Below are 16,030 nucleotides of genomic sequence, written 5' to 3'. Positions count from 1 at the left end.
ACACGAAGGCCGCTGCGGGGCAGCGGCCGGGTATAACGCGTTCCGCCAGAGGCGAAACAGCAGGCGGACAGTTTGAAGCGATCAGTCCGCCTGGCGAATGGTCAATGCGACCAGCTTGCCGTCGTTGCCATAGGTGTACAGCCAATCACCCTCAACCACAGGGCGAACGCGCAAGCCGGCACTGTCAATGCGAGTACGGGCAACAAAGCGGCCATCAACCTGACTCAGCAGATGCAGATAGCCTTCCTTGTCCCCTACCGCAACATAGCTGGAAAACACGGTGGGACCGGAAAGCTCGCGGCGCGCCAGGGAATCGTTGCTCCAGAGAACCGTTGTCGAGCGTTCGTCGATACCCACTACCGAGCCGTCGGCCTGGCTGACATAAACGCTGCCATAGCCCAACGCGACACCGGCTGAAGTGGAGGCGTCGCGCTGCCAGAGCACGCGTCCGCTTTCCAGATCCAGCGCCGCCGCGCGTCCCTGGTAGGTGGCGACATAAACCACGCCCCCCGACAGCAACAGGCCACCGTCGATATCGACGACACGCTCAAGTTCGGAACGGCCCTGGGGAATCGCCACGCGCTGCTCCCACACCGGCAGACCACGGCGGGTATCCAGCGCGACCACCTTGCCACTGGACAGACCGGCTATCGCCAGCTCATTGGTCAGCAACGGCGCACCCGTTCCGCGCAGCGTCAGCACGGCAGGAGAACTCTCGTAACTCCAGCGCTGCTCGCCGTTATCGATATCCAGCGCAATAACGCGGTCGTCCTGCGTCTGCACCACAACCACGTCGCCATTGACGGCAGGTGCGGCCAGCACTTCACTGCTGACCTGGCTACGCCAGCGCTCTTCACCTGTGGAGACATCCAGCGCAAGCACTTCGCCGCGTAGTGTACCGACCAGGATCAGGCCATAACCGGCACCCACCGCACCGGAGACCGGTACATCCAGTTTCTTCTTCCAGTTGACCTTTCCGCTCTGGCGGTCCATCGCCACCACCAAGCCTTCGATATCGGCGGCAAATATCTCATTGCCGTAGACCACCGGAGCCAGCAGGTTGTATGTCTCGCCCTGGCCTTTGCCGACCGAACGACTCCATTCCTTCTTCAGATCGATTTCAGCATCGAACTTGACCAGTTCGGCCGGACCGGGCTCTTTCTTGTCGTTGCTGCTGCACCCTGCAGCCAGAATGGCCAGGGTCAGCAGTGCTGCAGTTTTCCAACGCATCAATTCACGCCTCTCCACGAGCCAGGTCATCCAGCTTCAGTTGCAAGCCACCGATGGCGGCATCCTGCGACAACGACTCTTTCGCCTTGGAATAGGCGGCGTGAGCCTCGTCGTGACGTTCAAGCTTGAGCAGCAGATCGCCGCGCAATTCCTCACGGCTGGCGACAAAGGCATCGGGCGCCTCGCCAGCAAGCAACTCCAGCGCAGCTTCGGTCTTGTCCTGAGCAGCCAGTACGCGGGCCAGACGCTGACGGGCAAGCTCTTCGAGTGTCTTGTCCGCAGGCTTGTCCAATACGCCCTGCAGTTCTGCTGCCGCCTCGTCGAGACGACCGGATTCAACGGCTACCTTGGCAACGAAAAGGCTGCCGTATTGCGCGTAATGCGTACCGGCAAAATCCTTCTTGAGGCGCTGCCCCAGGCGCGAGACCTCTGCAACATCAGCTGCAGAGTCATTCAATGCCGCCATCAGCAACTGCTGATAGATAGCCGAAGCGCCATACGCCTGATTGGTCTGATGCTTCTGCCAGAACTGCCAGCCAAACACCAGCGCCAACGCCAGGACAGCGCCCGTCAACAATGGCATGCCGTTACGCTGCCACCACTCCTTGATCTGAGCCAGTTGTTCTTCATCGTTACCCGAGGTCACGCTGTTACTCCTTTGATTCGCTGATTTCAAACCTGTCGATCAGACCAGACAGGCAGCCAGACGCTCGGGCAGAGCATCCCAGGCAATACTTTGTTGTTCACTGTCGTCACGCAGCGGCTTGCAACCTACCACGCGACCAGCCAGTTCGTCCTCACCCAGAATCAGTGCGAAACGTGCGCCGCTCTTGTCCGCCTTCTTGAACTGGCTCTTGAAGCTGCCAGCACCGGCATTGACCAGCAGGCGCAGACCCGGCAACTCATCACGCAGGCGTTCAGCCAGGGCCAGAGCGGCCAGTTCGGCTGCCTCGCCAAAGGCACAGATATAAGCATGGGCTGGCTGGTTGAGCGTTTCGGGAATCAGCTCCAGGGTTTCCAGCAACAGCACCAGCCGCTCCACGCCCATGGCAAAACCCACACCCGGCGTCGGCTTGCCACCGAACTGGCTGATCAGCCCGTCGTAGCGACCGCCAGCACAAACGGTGCCCTGTGCACCCAGTTTGTCAGTGACCCACTCGAATACGGTGCGACCGTAATAGTCCAGGCCTCGCACCAGTTTTGGATTGATTTGATAGGCAATGCCGACCGCATCGAGCCGCGCCTTCAGCCCGTCAAAGTGCACGCGAGACTCGTCGTCAAGAAAATCGCTCAGGGTCGGCGCCTCGGCGAGCAATGCCTGAGTCTGGGCGTTCTTGCTATCGAGAATACGCAGCGGGTTGGTGCTCAGGCGACGCTGGCTGTCTTCGTCCAGCTGGTCGAAACGCTGCTGCAGATAAGCCACCAGTGCATCACGGTAGGTCGCGCGAGCCTCGCTGGAACCCAGGCTGTTGAGCTGCAAGGTCACGGCATCAGCCATACCAAGCTGCTTCCACAGACGCGCTGTGAGCACGATCAGCTCGGCATCGACATCCGGCCCCGGCTGATTGAAAACTTCCACGCCAATCTGGTGAAACTGTCGATAGCGCCCTTTTTGCGGTTTCTCGTAACGGAACATCGGCCCGCTGTACCAGAGTTTCTGCACCTGGCCGCCACCGGTCATGCCGTGCTCCAACACGGCACGAACGCAGCCCGCAGTACCTTCGGGACGCAGGGTCAGGGATTCCTCGTTGCGGTCGAGGAAGGTGTACATTTCCTTGTCCACCACGTCCGTACCTTCACCGATACCGCGGGCAAAGAGGTCGGTAAATTCGAGAATCGGCAGACGGATTTCGCTGTAGCCATAGCTGTCAATCAGCTGCGCGAAGGTGCTTTCCAGGTAGCGCCAGACCGGTGTCTGCGCCGGCAGGATATCGTTCATGCCACGAATGGCTTGCAGGGACTTGCTCAAATCGGTTCCTTAATCAGCTGCGCAGGATCAGTGCCGCATCGCTCTCGGCTTTCTCGGCAGCCTTGCGGCGAATCAGCTGTTCGAGCTCATTCACCAGATTTTCGTTATTCAGCTTCTGCGCCGGCTTTCCGTCGATGTAGATGAGGTTGTTCGGAGTCCCGCCAGTGAGGCCGATATGCGCCTCCTTGGCCTCGCCCGGACCGTTGACAATACAGCCGATGACCGCCACATCCATTGGCACCAGCAGATCATCCAGGCGCCCCTCAAGCTCGTTCATGGTCTTGACCACATCGAAGTTCTGCCGCGAGCAGCTGGGACAGGCGATGAAATTGATCCCGCGTGAGCGCAGCCGCAACGATTTGAGAATATCGAAGCCAACCTTGATCTCTTCCACCGGATCAGCCGCCAGGGAAATACGGATCGTGTCGCCAATGCCTTCGGCGAGCAACATGCCCAGACCCACCGCAGACTTCACCGTACCCGAACGCAGGCCGCCGGCTTCGGTGATACCCAGGTGCAGAGGTTGCTCGATTTCCCTGGACAGCAGGCGATAGGCCGCAACGGCCATGAACACGTCTGAAGCCTTCACGCTGACTTTGAAGTCGGGGAAATTCAGCCGATCAAGATGCTCGACGTGGCGCAGCGCGGACTCCACCAGCGCCTCGGGCGTCGGCTCGCCGTACTTTTTCTGCAGGTCCTTTTCCAACGAACCGGCGTTGACGCCGATTCGGATCGGGATGCCTCGATCCCGCGCGGCATCGACCACGGCACGCACCCGGTCCTCGCGGCCGATGTTGCCCGGATTGATGCGCAGGCAATCGACGCCCAGTTCAGCCACCCGCAGGGCAATCTGGTAATCGAAATGAATATCGGCGACCAGTGGCAACTGCACGCGCTGCCTGATCTTGCCGAAGGCCTCTGCCGCATCCATCGAGGGCACCGACACACGCACGATATCGGCGCCGGCATCCTGCAGGCGCTCAATCTGCGCAACGGTTGCATCGACATCGCAGGTTTCGGTGTTGGTCATGCTTTGCACGGCGATGGGCGCATCGCCACCGACCGGCACGCTGCCTACCCAGATTTTGCGAGTAAGCCGGCGTTTGATGGGAGACTCAGAGTGCATGGATTACTGTCCGAGCTTGAGACGCGCAGTCTCGCCACGCGTGATGCCTGAAAGATTGACGGCTTCGCCGTTGAAGCTGACTTGCGCGCCTGCCGGGAAGCCGAGATGCAGATCCAGCGGTGTTTTGCCGACCAGGGTGCGGCTGCTTCCGGCTTTGGCCAGCGCACTGTAGAGCACTTCGCCATTCGCATCGGTCACACGTGTCCAGCAGTCGTCGGTGAATGTCAGCGTCAACCGACCCTCACCGGGCGCTGGCGCAACAGCCTCAGCCGCTGATGCCGGCGTTGGCGTTGGCGTAACGGGTTCCGTGACAGGTTGCACAGCGACTGGCGCTTCGCTCGTAGCAACGCTCTCGCCCGTTGACTGCTCGACCGGCGCCTGCTCAGGCTGCCCTGGCGAGGAAAGAGTCTCGGCCAGTGGCGTATCGCGCGGCTCGTCCGGGCCAGGCTCGGGCAGTTCTTCATCACGTTCAAACAGATGAATTTCGGTAGTGCCGTCTGCCGCCTCCACTTCGATCTGATCCAGAGAGGAAAGCGCCGGCACCGACTGGCCGCGGGTTGTCTGATCCTGCCACCAGAACAGTGCAGCCGCAGCGACAATCAGGATCAATGCGAACACGAAAAAGCGCATCACACTGCGTGACAGCCGCACCGGCTCATCGATATTGCCCAGACTGTTGATGTTGCTGGCGGCAGCACCGGTGCCGGTATGGTGATCAAACTCGTTGACCAGGCGGTTCTGATCAAGTTCTAGCAGCTTGGCATAGGCACGAACGTAACCTCGGGCGAAGGTCAGCCCCGGCATTCGGCTGAAGTCACCGGCCTCGATCTGGGCCAGCGAGCGTTCCGACAGGTTGAGCTGCTGGGCTACCGAAGAAAGCGGCAAACCTTTTTCTTCACGCGCAGCGCGAAGCGTTTCGCCAGGGTTGGCAGCCGTTGAGGCAGCCGCTTCGGAATGGGGCGCTGTCATCGTTGCTCCGAAAGAAACTGTTGGTATTCAGGCGTACCCGGATACAACCGCTTGAGCTGTAGCCCCAGGCTTGCGGCCTGATTGCGGTCCTGATGGATATTGGCCAGACGTATGCCCAACAGCAAGCTGCGGGCATTCTGTTCGGCCAGGCTGCTGAAGCCGTCATAGTAACGCTTGGCCGGCACGTAATCCTTGGCCTCATATGCGAGCAGAGCCAACTCCAGCAGAGCGCGCGGCTGCCGACTATCGAGGCGCAGCGCACGGGTAAAGTAGGTTTCGGCCTGCTCACGCTGGCCCAGCTGCAGTGCGGTCATGCCCATATTCTGAAAGACCCGCGCACGCTCACCGTACAGATTGTCCTCTGACGCCTTGGCGAAACGCTCCATGGCCTCCGGGTAGCGTTTTTGCTCGAACAGGAAACTGCCGTAATTGTTCAGAATACGCGCATCGTTTCGGCCTGAAAGCGCCTTGCGATAATGCTCATCAGCAAGCTGGTATTCCATCTCGTTCTGGAATACCAGAGCCAGCGCTGCATGTGCATCCGCACTGCCGGGATCCAGCTCGAGCGCCTTGCGCAGCGGTGATTTGGCCCGCGCAGCTTCACCCTGCTGGAGATAACCGATACCGAGCTGGATATAGGCATCACGCGCCTGATCACGTCCACTCGAAGTGCGCAGCGGATCGCCGGAGCCTGAAGAAACACAACCGGCCATAAGGCCGGTAAGTAGAAACAGCAGCGCAATGCGCAAGGTCATCAGTAGCATCCCCCTCAGGATCGATTTGTGGCAATGGGCGCCGCACCGGATTCGGACTGCAATTCACGCACAGCGATGTAACGCTCGCTTCGGCGTGTCCGATCCATCACCTGCCCAACCAGTTGGCCGCAGGCTGCATCGATATCCTCACCCCGCGTGGTGCGCACCGTCACATTGTGCCCGGCTTTATGCAGGATGTCCTGAAAACGCCGGATGGCGTTGTTGCTGGGGCGCTCATATCCCGAATGAGGGAATGGATTAAAGGGAATCAGGTTGATTTTGCAAGGTATCTTCGCCAGCAGCTCGATCATCTGCTCGGCATGTTCGGGTTGATCATTGATCCCCTGCAAAAGGGTGTATTCGATGGTGAGAACACGCTTCTCGCCCAGGCTGGAAATATAGTTCTGGCAGGAAGCCAGGAGCATTTTCAGCGGATACTTCTTGTTGATCGGCACCAACTGGTCACGCAGCTCATCGTTCGGTGCGTGCAGCGACAAGGCCAGTGACACATCGATGACCTTGGACAGCTCGTCGATCATCGGCACCACGCCGGATGTCGAGAGCGTCACCTTGCGCTTTGAAATCCCGTAGCCGAGATCGTCCATCATGATGTGCATGGCGGCGACGACATTATCGAAATTGAGCAGCGGCTCGCCCATGCCCATCATCACCACATTGGTGATGGCGCGATCGACCTTGGCCGGAACGCTGCCGAAGGATTTGCTGGCAATCCACACCTGGCCTATCACTTCGGCTGCGGTGAGGTTGCTGTTGAAGCCCTGTTTGCCGGTGGAGCAGAAACTGCAATCCAGCGCACAGCCCGCCTGGGAGGAAACGCACAGCGTGCCACGGCCTCCCTGGGGAATATAAACAGTTTCGACACAACTGCCCGAAGCGACACGAACCACCCATTTGCGAGTGCCGTCGCTGGAAATGTCCTCACTGACCACTTCCGGGCCGCGTATCTCGGCACAAGCCTTGAGCTTTTCGCGCAAGGCCTTGCCGATGTTACTCATGGCATCGAAATCATCGACGCCAAAGTGGTGAATCCATTTCATCACCTGACCGGCACGAAAGCGCTTCTCCCCGATGGACTCGAAGAAGCTTTCCAGCTGTGGCTGGGTCAGCCCCAGCAGATTGACTTTGGCAGTCGTGGCAATCATGGAATTCACCTGTCACTCAGCGAATGCGCGCACAGACTTCGGTTTGAGCGAAGAAGTAGGCGATTTCGCGAGCAGCGGAGGCTTCGGAGTCCGAACCGTGTACGGCGTTCTCGTCGATGGAGACGGCGAAATCGGCACGGATGGTGCCTGCAGCAGCTTCCTTGGGGTTGGTAGCACCCATCAGTTCACGGTTCTTGGCAATGGCATCTTCGCCTTCCAGAACCTGAACGATGACCGGACCGGAAACCATGAAGGCAACCAGATCCTTGAAGAAACCGCGCTCGCTGTGCTCAGCGTAGAAACCGCCTGCTTCGCGCTCGGACAGTTGAACCATCTTGGAAGCGACGACGCGCAGGCCGGCCTTCTCGAAACGGGTGGTGATTTCGCCGACGACGTTCTTGGCGACAGCGTCAGGCTTGATGATGGAGAAGGTACGTTGCAGGGCCATGTGAAGCTCCAGTCTGGTGGGTTTAAAGCAAACAAGTAAACCCGCGGATTATACGCGGGTCGGGAAGCAAAATATAAGGGCAGCCACACGCTTCAAGAGAATCAGTGCAGACCGGGCCGAACGCCGCGGCCGCAGGTCATGGCTCGAAGCCGCCGTCTAGGCTTCTTCTATCCAGGCCGCCTGAATGGCTTCGAGAACCTTCTCGCCACCGCGCGCCGGATCATCGGAAAACTCTGGCAGCTCGACCACCCAGCGGTGCAGGTCGACGAAGTTGACGTAGCGCGGATCAACGTCCGGCCTGGTTTCGGCAAGCTCGATGGCGATATCCAGCACATCCGCCCATTTGAGACTCATTATGATGCCCTCGCCTTCAATGGCCTTCGGAAACCTGGTTGATGGTGTATTTGGGGATCTCCACCACCAGATCGGCGTTAGCCACGACAGCCTGACAGGACAGCCGTGAGTCAGGCTCCAGGCCCCAGGCCTTGTCCAGCATGTCGTCTTCCAGCTCGTCGGAAGCTTCCAGCGAAGCGAAGCCTTCGCGAATTACGACGTGACAGGTGGTGCAGGCACAGGATTTCTCACAGGCGTGCTCGATATCGATGCCACTGCGCAGCGCGGCATCCAGCACGGTTTCGCCAACCCGGGCTTCTACTACCGCCCCCTCCGGACAATGGTCTGCATGGGGCAGGAAAACAATCTGCGGCATCTGGGTCATTCCTCGATATCGTTGAGCTGCCGTCCGGCCAGTGCGGCCTTGACGGTTGAGTCCAGGCGGCGCGCTGCGAAGGCATCGGTAATCTGGCTGAGGCGCTTGATCTGCCGCTCGATGACAAGGCCATCCTGACTGTCGAGCAAGTCACGCAAGGCCTGCATCTGCAGCATGATCGCGCCACGCTCTTCCTGACTGAGCAAACGCTCGCCATCCGCCGCCAATGCAGTCTCGACCGCTTCGAGCAAACGCTGGGCATCAACCAACTGTTCACGCAGCGCACGAGCGACCTTGTCTTCGCCCGCCTTGCGGAAGGAGTCTTCGAGCATCCGCGCGATCTCGCCATCAGTCAGCCCGTAGGAAGGCTTGACCTGAATGCTCGACTCGACACCCGACGCAAGCTCGCGGGCGGAGACACTGAGCAGCCCGTCGGCATCGACCTGGAAGGTGACGCGAATCTTCGCCGCTCCAGCGACCATGGGCGGAATGCCACGCAGTTCGAAGCGCGCCAGTGAGCGGCAGTCGGCGATCAACTCGCGCTCGCCCTGCAGGACATGAATCATCATGGCCGACTGGCCATCTTTATAGGTGGTGAATTCCTGCGCACGCGCGACCGGGATGGTGGTATTGCGCGGGATGATCTTTTCCATCAGTCCACCCATGGTCTCCAGGCCCAGCGACAGAGGAATAACGTCCAGCAACAGCAACTCTTCGCCATCACGGTTGTTGCCCGCCAGGGTTTCGGCCTGGATCGCGGCACCGATGGCCACCACCTCATCAGGATCGATATCGGTCAACGGCTGGCGACCGAACATCTCGCCCACCCGCTCACGCACACGCGGAACCCGCGTCGAACCGCCAACCATCACCACCGCGTGAACGTCTTCCAGTTCGACCGCCGAGTCGCGCAGCGCACGACGGCAGGACTTAAGACTGCGGGCGATCAGCGGATCGATCAGTTCGTGGAAAATCGTCCGCGTCAAAACCCCCTGCCAATCGGCATACTTCAGCTCGACAGATTCTTCAGCGGTGAGTCGCTCCTTGGCATCACAGGCTAGCTTGAGCACTTCACGCTGCGCACCCGGAGCCAGATCTGACGAAGCACAGGCCTGAGTCAGAATCCAGCTGGCAATTGCATGATCGAAGTCATCACCACCCAGCGCCGTATCACCGCCGGTGGCCAACACTTCGAATACACCCTTGGTCAGGCGCAGAATGGATATATCAAAAGTCCCGCCACCCAGGTCATAGATGGCCACGACACCCTCGGCCTGGCGGTCAAGACCATAGGCCACAGCTGCAGCGGTCGGCTCGTTGAGCAGGCGCAGTACATTGAGATTGGCCAGACGGGCGGCATCCTTGGTCGCCTGCCGTTGCGCATCGTCGAAATACGCCGGCACGGTGATCACCGCACCCACCAGCTCACCACCAAGTGCCGCCTCGGCGCGCTCGCGCAGCGCCCGGAGGATTTCGGCGGATATCTCCACCGGACTTTTCGCCCCCTGCACCGTCTCGATGAAGGGCATCTGCGACTCGCCTTCGCTGAAGCGATACGGCAGCTGGCCACCCAGCTGCATGACGTCGCCGACACCACGCCCCATCAGGCGCTTGACCGACAGAATGGTGTTTAGCGGATCGCTGGAGGCTGCCTGCTTGGCCGCCCGCCCCACTTCGACACGATCAGCGTGATAACGCACGGCCGAAGGCAGTATCACCTCGCCGTCAGCATCGGCCAGTGGTGCGGTAATGTCGCTACGCAACGCAGCCACGAGGGAATTGGTTGTGCCCAGATCAATACCAACCGCCAGACGGCGCTGGTGAGGTTGCGGGCTTTGTCCGGGCTCAGCTATCTGAAGTAAGGCCATGTCTGTCTGATATCGGGCGCAGCGCCAGGCGCTACGCGGGGTTAATCGTCGAGGCGCTCTTCCAGCAGGCGCACTTCCTGGGACAGCTTGTCGAGAAACTGCATACGGCGGACCAGCCGCTCTGCTTCCTCGCGATGCGCAGGGTCCTGCCAGGTACGGGAGAAGGCTTCATTGATGTCCTGCAGGGCGGCCTTGAGGCGAGCCTTGAACGTCATGACGCCCGCCACATCGGCCTCGTCCTGCAGCTCTTCCAGTTCTTCACGCCATTGCATCTGCTGCAGAAGGAACTCCGGATCCTGGACGGTCGCTTCAAGGGGCATGTCCTGCCCCTGCAGCGCAAGCAGGTAACGAGCGCGCCGCGAAGGGCTTTTCAGGGTCTGGTAGGCCTCGTTCAGATTGGCTGACTCTTCAACCGCTCGCCGCTGCTCCAGCTCACTACCATCAGCGAACCGGTCGGGATGAACCTTGCGTGCCAGCTCGCGATAACGCGACGACAGCATGTCCAGATCAAGATCGAATGCCGGCTGCAACTCGAACAGCGCGTAATGACAGGGAATACCCACGGCGCCCTCAGATATTGAAGCTCTCGCCGCAGCCACATTCACCGCGCACGTTGGGGTTGTTGAACTTGAAGCCCTCGTTGAGGCCTTCACGAACGAAATCGAGCTCTGTGCCGTCAAGATAGACGAGGCTCTTCGGGTCGATGATGATCTTGACGCCGTGATTGTCGAAAACCGCATCCTCGGCAGCCGCCTCATCGACGAACTCAAGCACGTAGGCGAGGCCGGAACAGCCCGTGGTGCGCACACCCAGCCTGACCCCGACGCCTTTGCCACGCCCTTCGAGAGAGCGACGCACGTGATCGGCGGCGGCAGTCGTCATACTGATAGCCATCGATACCTCCTCCGCTTATGCCTGGGGCAGGCCTTTCTTCTCACGATAATCGCGAACGGCGGCCTTGATAGCGTCCTCGGCCAGCACCGAGCAGTGAATCTTCACTGGCGGCAGGGCCAACTCTTCCGCGAGTTGCGTGTTCTTGATGGTTTCGGCTTCTTCGAGGGTCTTGCCCTTCATCCACTCGGTGGCGAGGGAGCTGGAAGCGATTGCCGAGCCACAACCGTAGGTCTTGAACTTGGCATCTTCGATGACGCCCTGCTCGTTGACCTTGATCTGCAGACGCATCACGTCACCGCAGGCCGGCGCGCCGACCATACCGGTGCCGATGGAAGGGTCCTCTGCGTCGAACTTGCCGACGTTGCGGGGGTTTTCGTAGTGGTCGATGACCTTTTCACTGTATGCCATGGTGCAATCCTCGTTGATTCTGACTATGCGCGGTGCAGCGGCTTAGTGGGCCGCCCACTCGACCGTGGAAAGGTCGACGCCGTCCTTGAACATGTCCCACAAAGGTGAAAGTTCACGCAGTTTGGTGACGGCCTCGCTGACCTTCTGCGCGGCATAGTCGACTTCTTCTTCAGTGGTGAAGCGTCCGAAAGTGAAGCGGATAGAACTGTGCGCCAGTTCGTCGTTGCGACCAAGGGCACGAAGCACGTAGGACGGCTCCAGCGAAGCGGAAGTACAGGCCGAGCCGGACGAAACGGCCAAGTCCTTGAGCGCCATGATCAACGACTCGCCTTCCACATAATTGAAGCTGAGATTGAGGTTGTGCGGCACACGTGCCGTCATGCTGCCGTTGACGTACAGCTCCTCGAGATGCTCGACCTGCTTGAAGAAACGGTCGCGCAGCGCACGAATACGCTCGTTTTCCGCCGCCATTTCCTCCTTGGCAATACGGAAGGCCTCACCCATGCCGACAGACTGATGCGCCGCGAGGGTACCCGAACGCATGCCGCGCTCGTGTCCGCCACCGTGCATCTGCGCTTCGAGACGCACCCGCGGCTTGCGGCGAACGTAGAGGGCACCGACGCCCTTGGGGCCGTAGGTCTTGTGTGCGGAGAAGGACATCAGGTCAACCTTCAGCGTCTCCAGGTCGATCTCCACCTTGCCGGTCGACTGCGCTGCATCGACATGGAACAGCACACCACGTGAGCGGGTCAGCTCACCAATGGCGGCGATGTCATTGACGGTGCCGATCTCGTTGTTCACGTGCATGATCGAAACCAGCACCGTATCGTCGCGCAACGCAGCTTCGACCATGGCCGGCGTGATCAGACCATCGGTAGTCGGGTCGAGGTAGGTGACCTCAAATCCTTCGCGCTCAAGTTGGCGGGTGGTATCGAGTACCGCCTTGTGTTCGATCTTGCTGGTGACAATATGCTTGCCCTTGGACGCATAGAAGTGGGCAACACCCTTGATCGCGAGGTTGTCGGATTCGGTCGCGCCGGAAGTCCAGACAATCTCGCGCGGATCGGCATTGACCAGTTCGGCCACCTGGCGACGCGCATTCTCTACCGCTTCTTCAGCCTTCCAGCCAAACGCATGGGAACGCGAAGCCGGATTGCCAAAATTTCCGTCGGCAGTCAGGCACTCAATCATCTTATCGGCCACACGTGGATCGACCGGCGTGGTAGCGGAGTAGTCCAGGTAAATCGGCAGTTTCATCAGGTATCTCCTATTCGGCTGTCGCCCGGATCATTCGATGGCGGACGCTTCAATCTTGTCGAGCTGCGGCGCTTGGCCATTGGCATGACGCATATTCTGCCGCAACGCCACCTCCTGGACCTCACGCCGATTGACCAGATCGGCCAGGCTGATGCCACTGAGGAATTCGTGAATCTGCTGACTCAGGTCACACCAGAGGTGGTGGGTCAGGCAGGTATCGCCCGAGTGGCAATCGCCAAGCCCCTGACAGCGCGTGGCATCAACGGACTCGTTGACCGCGTCGATCACCTGCACGACCTGTATGTCGGCCATGGCACGGGACAGCTGATAGCCGCCACCTGGCCCGCGAACACTACTGACCAGGCTGCCACGGCGCAGCTTGGCGAACAGCTGTTCGAGATAGGAAAGCGAAATACCCTGGCGTTCGGATATGTCCGCAAGTGAGACAGGACCCTGCTGCGCATGAAGCGCCAGGTCAAGCATCGCGGTTACGGCGTAACGGCCTTTGGTAGTCAATCGCATCGGTTTGCACCAAGCATCAAGGTTTGACGCAAGTATGCAATACCCGAGTATTTAGATCAACTATATGACCCTTTAATTTACTCAACCTTTCCGGCAGAACAACCGCTTTCGGCGAAGCACAACTCAACCAGACCGCATCATACCAGCTCGCATCCACCCCGCCATCAGGTACGCGGCCCTTCGCCCTCGTCCTTGATTTCGGCGAAATCCTCTTCACGCAGCGAAGGCATCTCTCTGGCACAGTAATCGCTGCCCAATGCGGCAAGCGCCTGCCCCATTTCCTCCATGCGCGCCTCCACCGCCTGCACATGATCGAGCAACTGCCCGATTGCACGGGCCACAGGGTCTGGCATGTCCTCACTGACACCATAGGCATCGAAGCCAATCTTCTCGGCCATCGCCTTGCGCTTGGCCTCCTGGGCATCATCGGACTTGATGATGATCTTTCCGGGAATGCCTACTGCAGTCGCCCCCGCCGGAACCTCGCGGGTCACCACCGCATTGGAACCGACCTTGGCGCCCGCACCGACCGTGAACGGCCCGAGAATCTTCGCGCCCGCACCGACGATTACGCCATCCTCCAGAGTCGGGTGACGCTTGCCCTTGTTCCAGCTGGTGCCACCCAGAGTCACCCCGTGATAGAGCGTCACATCGTCACCAATCTCGGCGGTTTCACCGATGACGATACCCATGCCGTGGTCGATGAAAAAGCGCCGCCCGATTTGCGCGCCGGGATGAATTTCTATGCCGGTGAGCCAGCGCGCCAGATTGGAATTCATCCGCGCCAGCCACTTGCAGTCCTTGCGCCACAGCCAGTGGGACAGCCGATGAAGCCAGACAGCATGCAGGCCCGGATAGCACGTGACGACCTCGAAGGCATTACGCGCTGCGGGGTCACGATGGAACACACTCTGGATATCTTCGCGCATGCGTTCGAACATCAATCCTATCTCCGCTTGTGTGGCTCTCCACGAACGGCTTTCTGAGTCTCGGTCAGGATGCCGCGCAGGATGTTCATTTCCAGCTTGCTGACGCCACTGCGACCGTAGAGCCTGCGCAACCGGGGCATCAGATGGCGCGGCTTGGCCGGATCGAGAAAACCGATATCGATCAGCGTCTGTTCAAGATGCCCGTAGTAATGCTCCAGTTCGTCGGCTGTCACCGGCTGCGCATTGAGCAGCGAAGTGGTTTCCAGCTTCTCCTGCTTGCTCGGCTGGTCATGGGCGGCCAGCCAGGCCATGCGCACTTCGTAGGCGAGCACCTGCACGGCTGCGGCAAGGTTCAGCGAACTGAACTGCGGGTCCGAGGGAATGTGCACGTGGTAATGGCAGCGTTGCAGCTCTTCGTTGGTCAGCCCCGCATATTCGCGACCGAAGACCAGCGCCACTTCGCCGCCCTGCTCAGCCTGCTCGATACAGGCCGAACCCGACTCGCGAGGGTCCAGCAGGGGCCAGGGAATACGCCGGTCACGCGCACTGGTGCCAAGCACGACACTGCATCCCACCAGCGCTTCCTCAAGGGTTGCAACGACTAGGGCCGCATCGAGGATATCGGTTGCGCCCGACGCCCGCGCCACCGCCTCGGAACTGGGAAAGTCCTCGGGGTCGACCAGCACCAGCCGGGACAGCCCCATGTTCTTCATGGCCCGAGCGGCGCCACCAATATTGCCAGGGTGGCTGGTATTGACCAGCACCACGCGAATGTTCTGAAGCGACACAGTTTCTTCCCGGCCAAAAGCAAAGGCAAAAGCTTACAGGAAGCAGCCGCTGCTTCGCCATTGAACTGCGGTACAGACAACATATAGCGAATGCTTTCTGCTAGAATTTGCGGCTTTCTTTAAACGACCAGGTATTTGATCGATGCAGCCCATGCTGAATATCGCGCTGCGCGCCGCCCGCAGCGCCGGCGAAATGATTATTCGTTCCACCGAGCGCCTGGACGTGATCTCGGTCAGCGAAAAAGACGCGCGCGACTACGTCTCTGAAATCGACCGCAACGCCGAACAACTCATCATCACAGCATTGCGCAAGGCCTATCCGAACCACGGCATTCTTGGCGAAGAAAGCGGACTATCACAAGGCTCCGGTGATGGCGCCGATTACCTGTGGATCATCGATCCGCTGGATGGCACCACCAACTTCCTGCGCGGCGTTCCGCATTACGCAGTCAGCATCGCCTGCAAGTACCGCGGCCGCCTGGAACATGCCGTGATCATCGACCCGGTCCGCCAGGAAGAATTCACCGCCAGCCGGGGTCGCGGCGCCGCCCTCAATGGCCGCCGGCTGCGTGTTGGCTCGCGCAAGAGCCTTGAAGGCGCCCTGTTGGGCACCGGCTTCCCGTTCCGTGACGGACAAATGGACAACCTGGACGCCTACCTCAACATGTTCCGCAGCCTGGTCGGCCAGACCGCCGGTGTGCGCCGCGCTGGCGCTGCGAGCCTGGACCTGGCCTACGTTGCCGCCGGTCGCTTCGACGCCTTCTGGGAATTCGGTCTTTCCGAATGGGACATGGCTGCAGGCGCACTGCTGATTCAGGAAGCAGGCGGCCTGGTCAGTGATTTCTCCGGCGGTCATGGCTTCCTTGAAAAAGGCCAGATCGTCGCCGGCAACAACAAATGCTTCAAGGCCGTATTGACTGCGATCCAACCGCACCTGACACCCTCGCTGAAACGCTGACGGCTGCACAAAAGTCAGCCACAAAAATCTATGGTCA

Annotated in this window: 19 protein-coding genes; 1 reads left to right on the top strand and 18 read right to left on the bottom strand. The window is 59.9% G+C overall.

Annotated elements, in window-relative coordinates; all coding sequences use genetic code 11:
* Positions 1–81 precede the first annotated feature (81 nt).
* The 18 genes from bamB to trmJ form a co-directional block, all read right to left on the bottom strand.
* On the bottom strand, positions 82–1,230 hold the full coding sequence (bamB, locus tag NAV32_RS15280) for an outer membrane protein assembly factor BamB (RefSeq protein WP_256053653.1): 1,149 nt from the start codon (positions 1,228–1,230) through the stop codon (positions 82–84).
* A gap of 4 nt (positions 1,231–1,234) precedes the next feature.
* The gene (locus NAV32_RS15275; protein WP_256053652.1) at positions 1,235–1,876 is read right to left on the bottom strand and encodes a YfgM family protein; all 642 of its coding nucleotides are present in this window, start codon (positions 1,874–1,876) and stop codon (positions 1,235–1,237) included.
* Between the two features lie 39 nt (positions 1,877–1,915).
* Positions 1,916–3,199, bottom strand: a complete 1,284-nt coding sequence (hisS, locus tag NAV32_RS15270; protein ID WP_256053651.1) for a histidine--tRNA ligase — start codon at positions 3,197–3,199, stop codon at positions 1,916–1,918.
* Between the two features lie 13 nt (positions 3,200–3,212).
* On the bottom strand, positions 3,213–4,325 hold the full coding sequence (gene ispG, locus NAV32_RS15265; protein ID WP_256053650.1) for a flavodoxin-dependent (E)-4-hydroxy-3-methylbut-2-enyl-diphosphate synthase: 1,113 nt from the start codon (positions 4,323–4,325) through the stop codon (positions 3,213–3,215).
* 3 nt (positions 4,326–4,328) lie between these two features.
* Positions 4,329–5,294 (bottom strand): RodZ domain-containing protein, encoded by a 966-nt coding sequence (locus NAV32_RS15260; protein ID WP_256053649.1) that lies wholly within the window; start codon positions 5,292–5,294, stop codon positions 4,329–4,331.
* The gene (pilW, locus tag NAV32_RS15255; RefSeq protein ID WP_256053648.1) at positions 5,291–6,049 is read right to left on the bottom strand and encodes a type IV pilus biogenesis/stability protein PilW; all 759 of its coding nucleotides are present in this window, start codon (positions 6,047–6,049) and stop codon (positions 5,291–5,293) included. Before pilW ends, NAV32_RS15260 begins: the two co-directional genes overlap by 4 nt.
* 14 nt (positions 6,050–6,063) lie before the next feature.
* Entirely contained in the window at positions 6,064–7,212 is a 1,149-nt protein-coding gene (gene rlmN, locus NAV32_RS15250; protein ID WP_256053647.1) for a 23S rRNA (adenine(2503)-C(2))-methyltransferase RlmN, read from the bottom strand.
* A gap of 16 nt (positions 7,213–7,228) precedes the next feature.
* On the bottom strand, positions 7,229–7,660 hold the full coding sequence (gene ndk / locus NAV32_RS15245; RefSeq protein ID WP_256053646.1) for a nucleoside-diphosphate kinase: 432 nt from the start codon (positions 7,658–7,660) through the stop codon (positions 7,229–7,231).
* Positions 7,661–7,816: 156 nt separating this feature from the next.
* Positions 7,817–8,014, bottom strand: coding sequence for a Fe-S cluster assembly protein IscX (gene iscX, locus NAV32_RS15240; protein WP_256053645.1), 198 nt, complete (start codon positions 8,012–8,014; stop codon positions 7,817–7,819).
* A 16-nt stretch (positions 8,015–8,030) separates the two neighbouring features.
* Positions 8,031–8,369: an ISC system 2Fe-2S type ferredoxin gene (fdx, locus tag NAV32_RS15235; protein WP_256053644.1), complete on the bottom strand. Its 339-nt coding sequence runs from the start codon at positions 8,367–8,369 to the stop codon at positions 8,031–8,033.
* A 5-nt stretch (positions 8,370–8,374) separates the two neighbouring features.
* On the bottom strand, positions 8,375–10,237 hold the full coding sequence (gene hscA / locus NAV32_RS15230; protein WP_256053643.1) for a Fe-S protein assembly chaperone HscA: 1,863 nt from the start codon (positions 10,235–10,237) through the stop codon (positions 8,375–8,377).
* 41 nt (positions 10,238–10,278) lie between these two features.
* A complete protein-coding gene (gene hscB, locus NAV32_RS15225) occupies positions 10,279–10,800 on the bottom strand; it encodes a co-chaperone HscB (RefSeq protein ID WP_256053642.1) in 522 nt (173 codons plus the stop codon).
* 7 nt (positions 10,801–10,807) lie between these two features.
* Positions 10,808–11,131, bottom strand: a complete 324-nt coding sequence (gene iscA / locus NAV32_RS15220) for an iron-sulfur cluster assembly protein IscA (protein WP_256053641.1) — start codon at positions 11,129–11,131, stop codon at positions 10,808–10,810.
* 15 nt (positions 11,132–11,146) lie between these two features.
* Positions 11,147–11,539, bottom strand: a complete 393-nt coding sequence (gene iscU, locus NAV32_RS15215; RefSeq protein WP_256053639.1) for a Fe-S cluster assembly scaffold IscU — start codon at positions 11,537–11,539, stop codon at positions 11,147–11,149.
* A 42-nt stretch (positions 11,540–11,581) separates the two neighbouring features.
* Positions 11,582–12,796, bottom strand: coding sequence for an IscS subfamily cysteine desulfurase (locus tag NAV32_RS15210; protein ID WP_256053638.1), 1,215 nt, complete (start codon positions 12,794–12,796; stop codon positions 11,582–11,584).
* 30 nt (positions 12,797–12,826) lie between these two features.
* Complete coding sequence (iscR, locus tag NAV32_RS15205) at positions 12,827–13,318, bottom strand: Fe-S cluster assembly transcriptional regulator IscR (RefSeq protein WP_256053637.1); 492 nt, start codon at positions 13,316–13,318, stop codon at positions 12,827–12,829.
* A gap of 164 nt (positions 13,319–13,482) precedes the next feature.
* Entirely contained in the window at positions 13,483–14,259 is a 777-nt protein-coding gene (gene cysE / locus NAV32_RS15200; protein ID WP_256053636.1) for a serine O-acetyltransferase, read from the bottom strand.
* A gap of 5 nt (positions 14,260–14,264) precedes the next feature.
* Entirely contained in the window at positions 14,265–15,035 is a 771-nt protein-coding gene (gene trmJ / locus NAV32_RS15195; RefSeq protein ID WP_256053635.1) for a tRNA (cytosine(32)/uridine(32)-2'-O)-methyltransferase TrmJ, read from the bottom strand.
* A 142-nt stretch (positions 15,036–15,177) separates the two neighbouring features.
* Between trmJ and suhB the strand changes: the two genes are divergently transcribed.
* Complete coding sequence (suhB, locus tag NAV32_RS15190; protein ID WP_256053634.1) at positions 15,178–15,993, top strand: inositol-phosphate phosphatase; 816 nt, start codon at positions 15,178–15,180, stop codon at positions 15,991–15,993.
* The last annotated feature ends 37 nt before the right edge of the window (positions 15,994–16,030 follow it).

It is taken from the genome of Stutzerimonas stutzeri, assembly GCF_024448695.1.
GTDB lineage: Bacteria > Pseudomonadota > Gammaproteobacteria > Pseudomonadales > Pseudomonadaceae > Stutzerimonas > Stutzerimonas stutzeri_T.
The sequence above is the reverse complement of the archived record's forward strand: the minus strand, read 5'-3'. Positions and strand labels throughout refer to the sequence as shown.

Bases quoted from the DNA above. Each gene is read 5' to 3' on its own strand.
- fdx (WP_256053644.1), bottom strand. From the start codon at position 8,369: ATGCCGCAGATTGTTTTCCTGCCCCATGCAGACCATTGTCCGGAGGGG.
- NAV32_RS15210 (WP_256053638.1), bottom strand. From the start codon at position 12,796: ATGAAACTGCCGATTTACCTGGACTACTCCGCTACCACGCCGGTCGAT.
- cysE (WP_256053636.1), bottom strand. From the start codon at position 14,259: ATGTTCGAACGCATGCGCGAAGATATCCAGAGTGTGTTCCATCGTGAC.
- pilW (WP_256053648.1), bottom strand. From the start codon at position 6,049: ATGACCTTGCGCATTGCGCTGCTGTTTCTACTTACCGGCCTTATGGCC.
- bamB (WP_256053653.1), bottom strand. From the start codon at position 1,230: ATGCGTTGGAAAACTGCAGCACTGCTGACCCTGGCCATTCTGGCTGCA.
- hscA (WP_256053643.1), bottom strand. From the start codon at position 10,237: ATGGCCTTACTTCAGATAGCTGAGCCCGGACAAAGCCCGCAACCTCAC.
- ispG (WP_256053650.1), bottom strand. From the start codon at position 4,325: ATGCACTCTGAGTCTCCCATCAAACGCCGGCTTACTCGCAAAATCTGG.
- suhB (WP_256053634.1), top strand. From the start codon at position 15,178: ATGCAGCCCATGCTGAATATCGCGCTGCGCGCCGCCCGCAGCGCCGGC.
- iscU (WP_256053639.1), bottom strand. From the start codon at position 11,539: ATGGCATACAGTGAAAAGGTCATCGACCACTACGAAAACCCCCGCAAC.
- ndk (WP_256053646.1), bottom strand. From the start codon at position 7,660: ATGGCCCTGCAACGTACCTTCTCCATCATCAAGCCTGACGCTGTCGCC.
- rlmN (WP_256053647.1), bottom strand. From the start codon at position 7,212: ATGATTGCCACGACTGCCAAAGTCAATCTGCTGGGGCTGACCCAGCCA.
- iscR (WP_256053637.1), bottom strand. From the start codon at position 13,318: ATGCGATTGACTACCAAAGGCCGTTACGCCGTAACCGCGATGCTTGAC.
- iscA (WP_256053641.1), bottom strand. From the start codon at position 11,131: ATGGCTATCAGTATGACGACTGCCGCCGCCGATCACGTGCGTCGCTCT.
- NAV32_RS15260 (WP_256053649.1), bottom strand. From the start codon at position 5,294: ATGACAGCGCCCCATTCCGAAGCGGCTGCCTCAACGGCTGCCAACCCT.
- iscX (WP_256053645.1), bottom strand. From the start codon at position 8,014: ATGAGTCTCAAATGGGCGGATGTGCTGGATATCGCCATCGAGCTTGCC.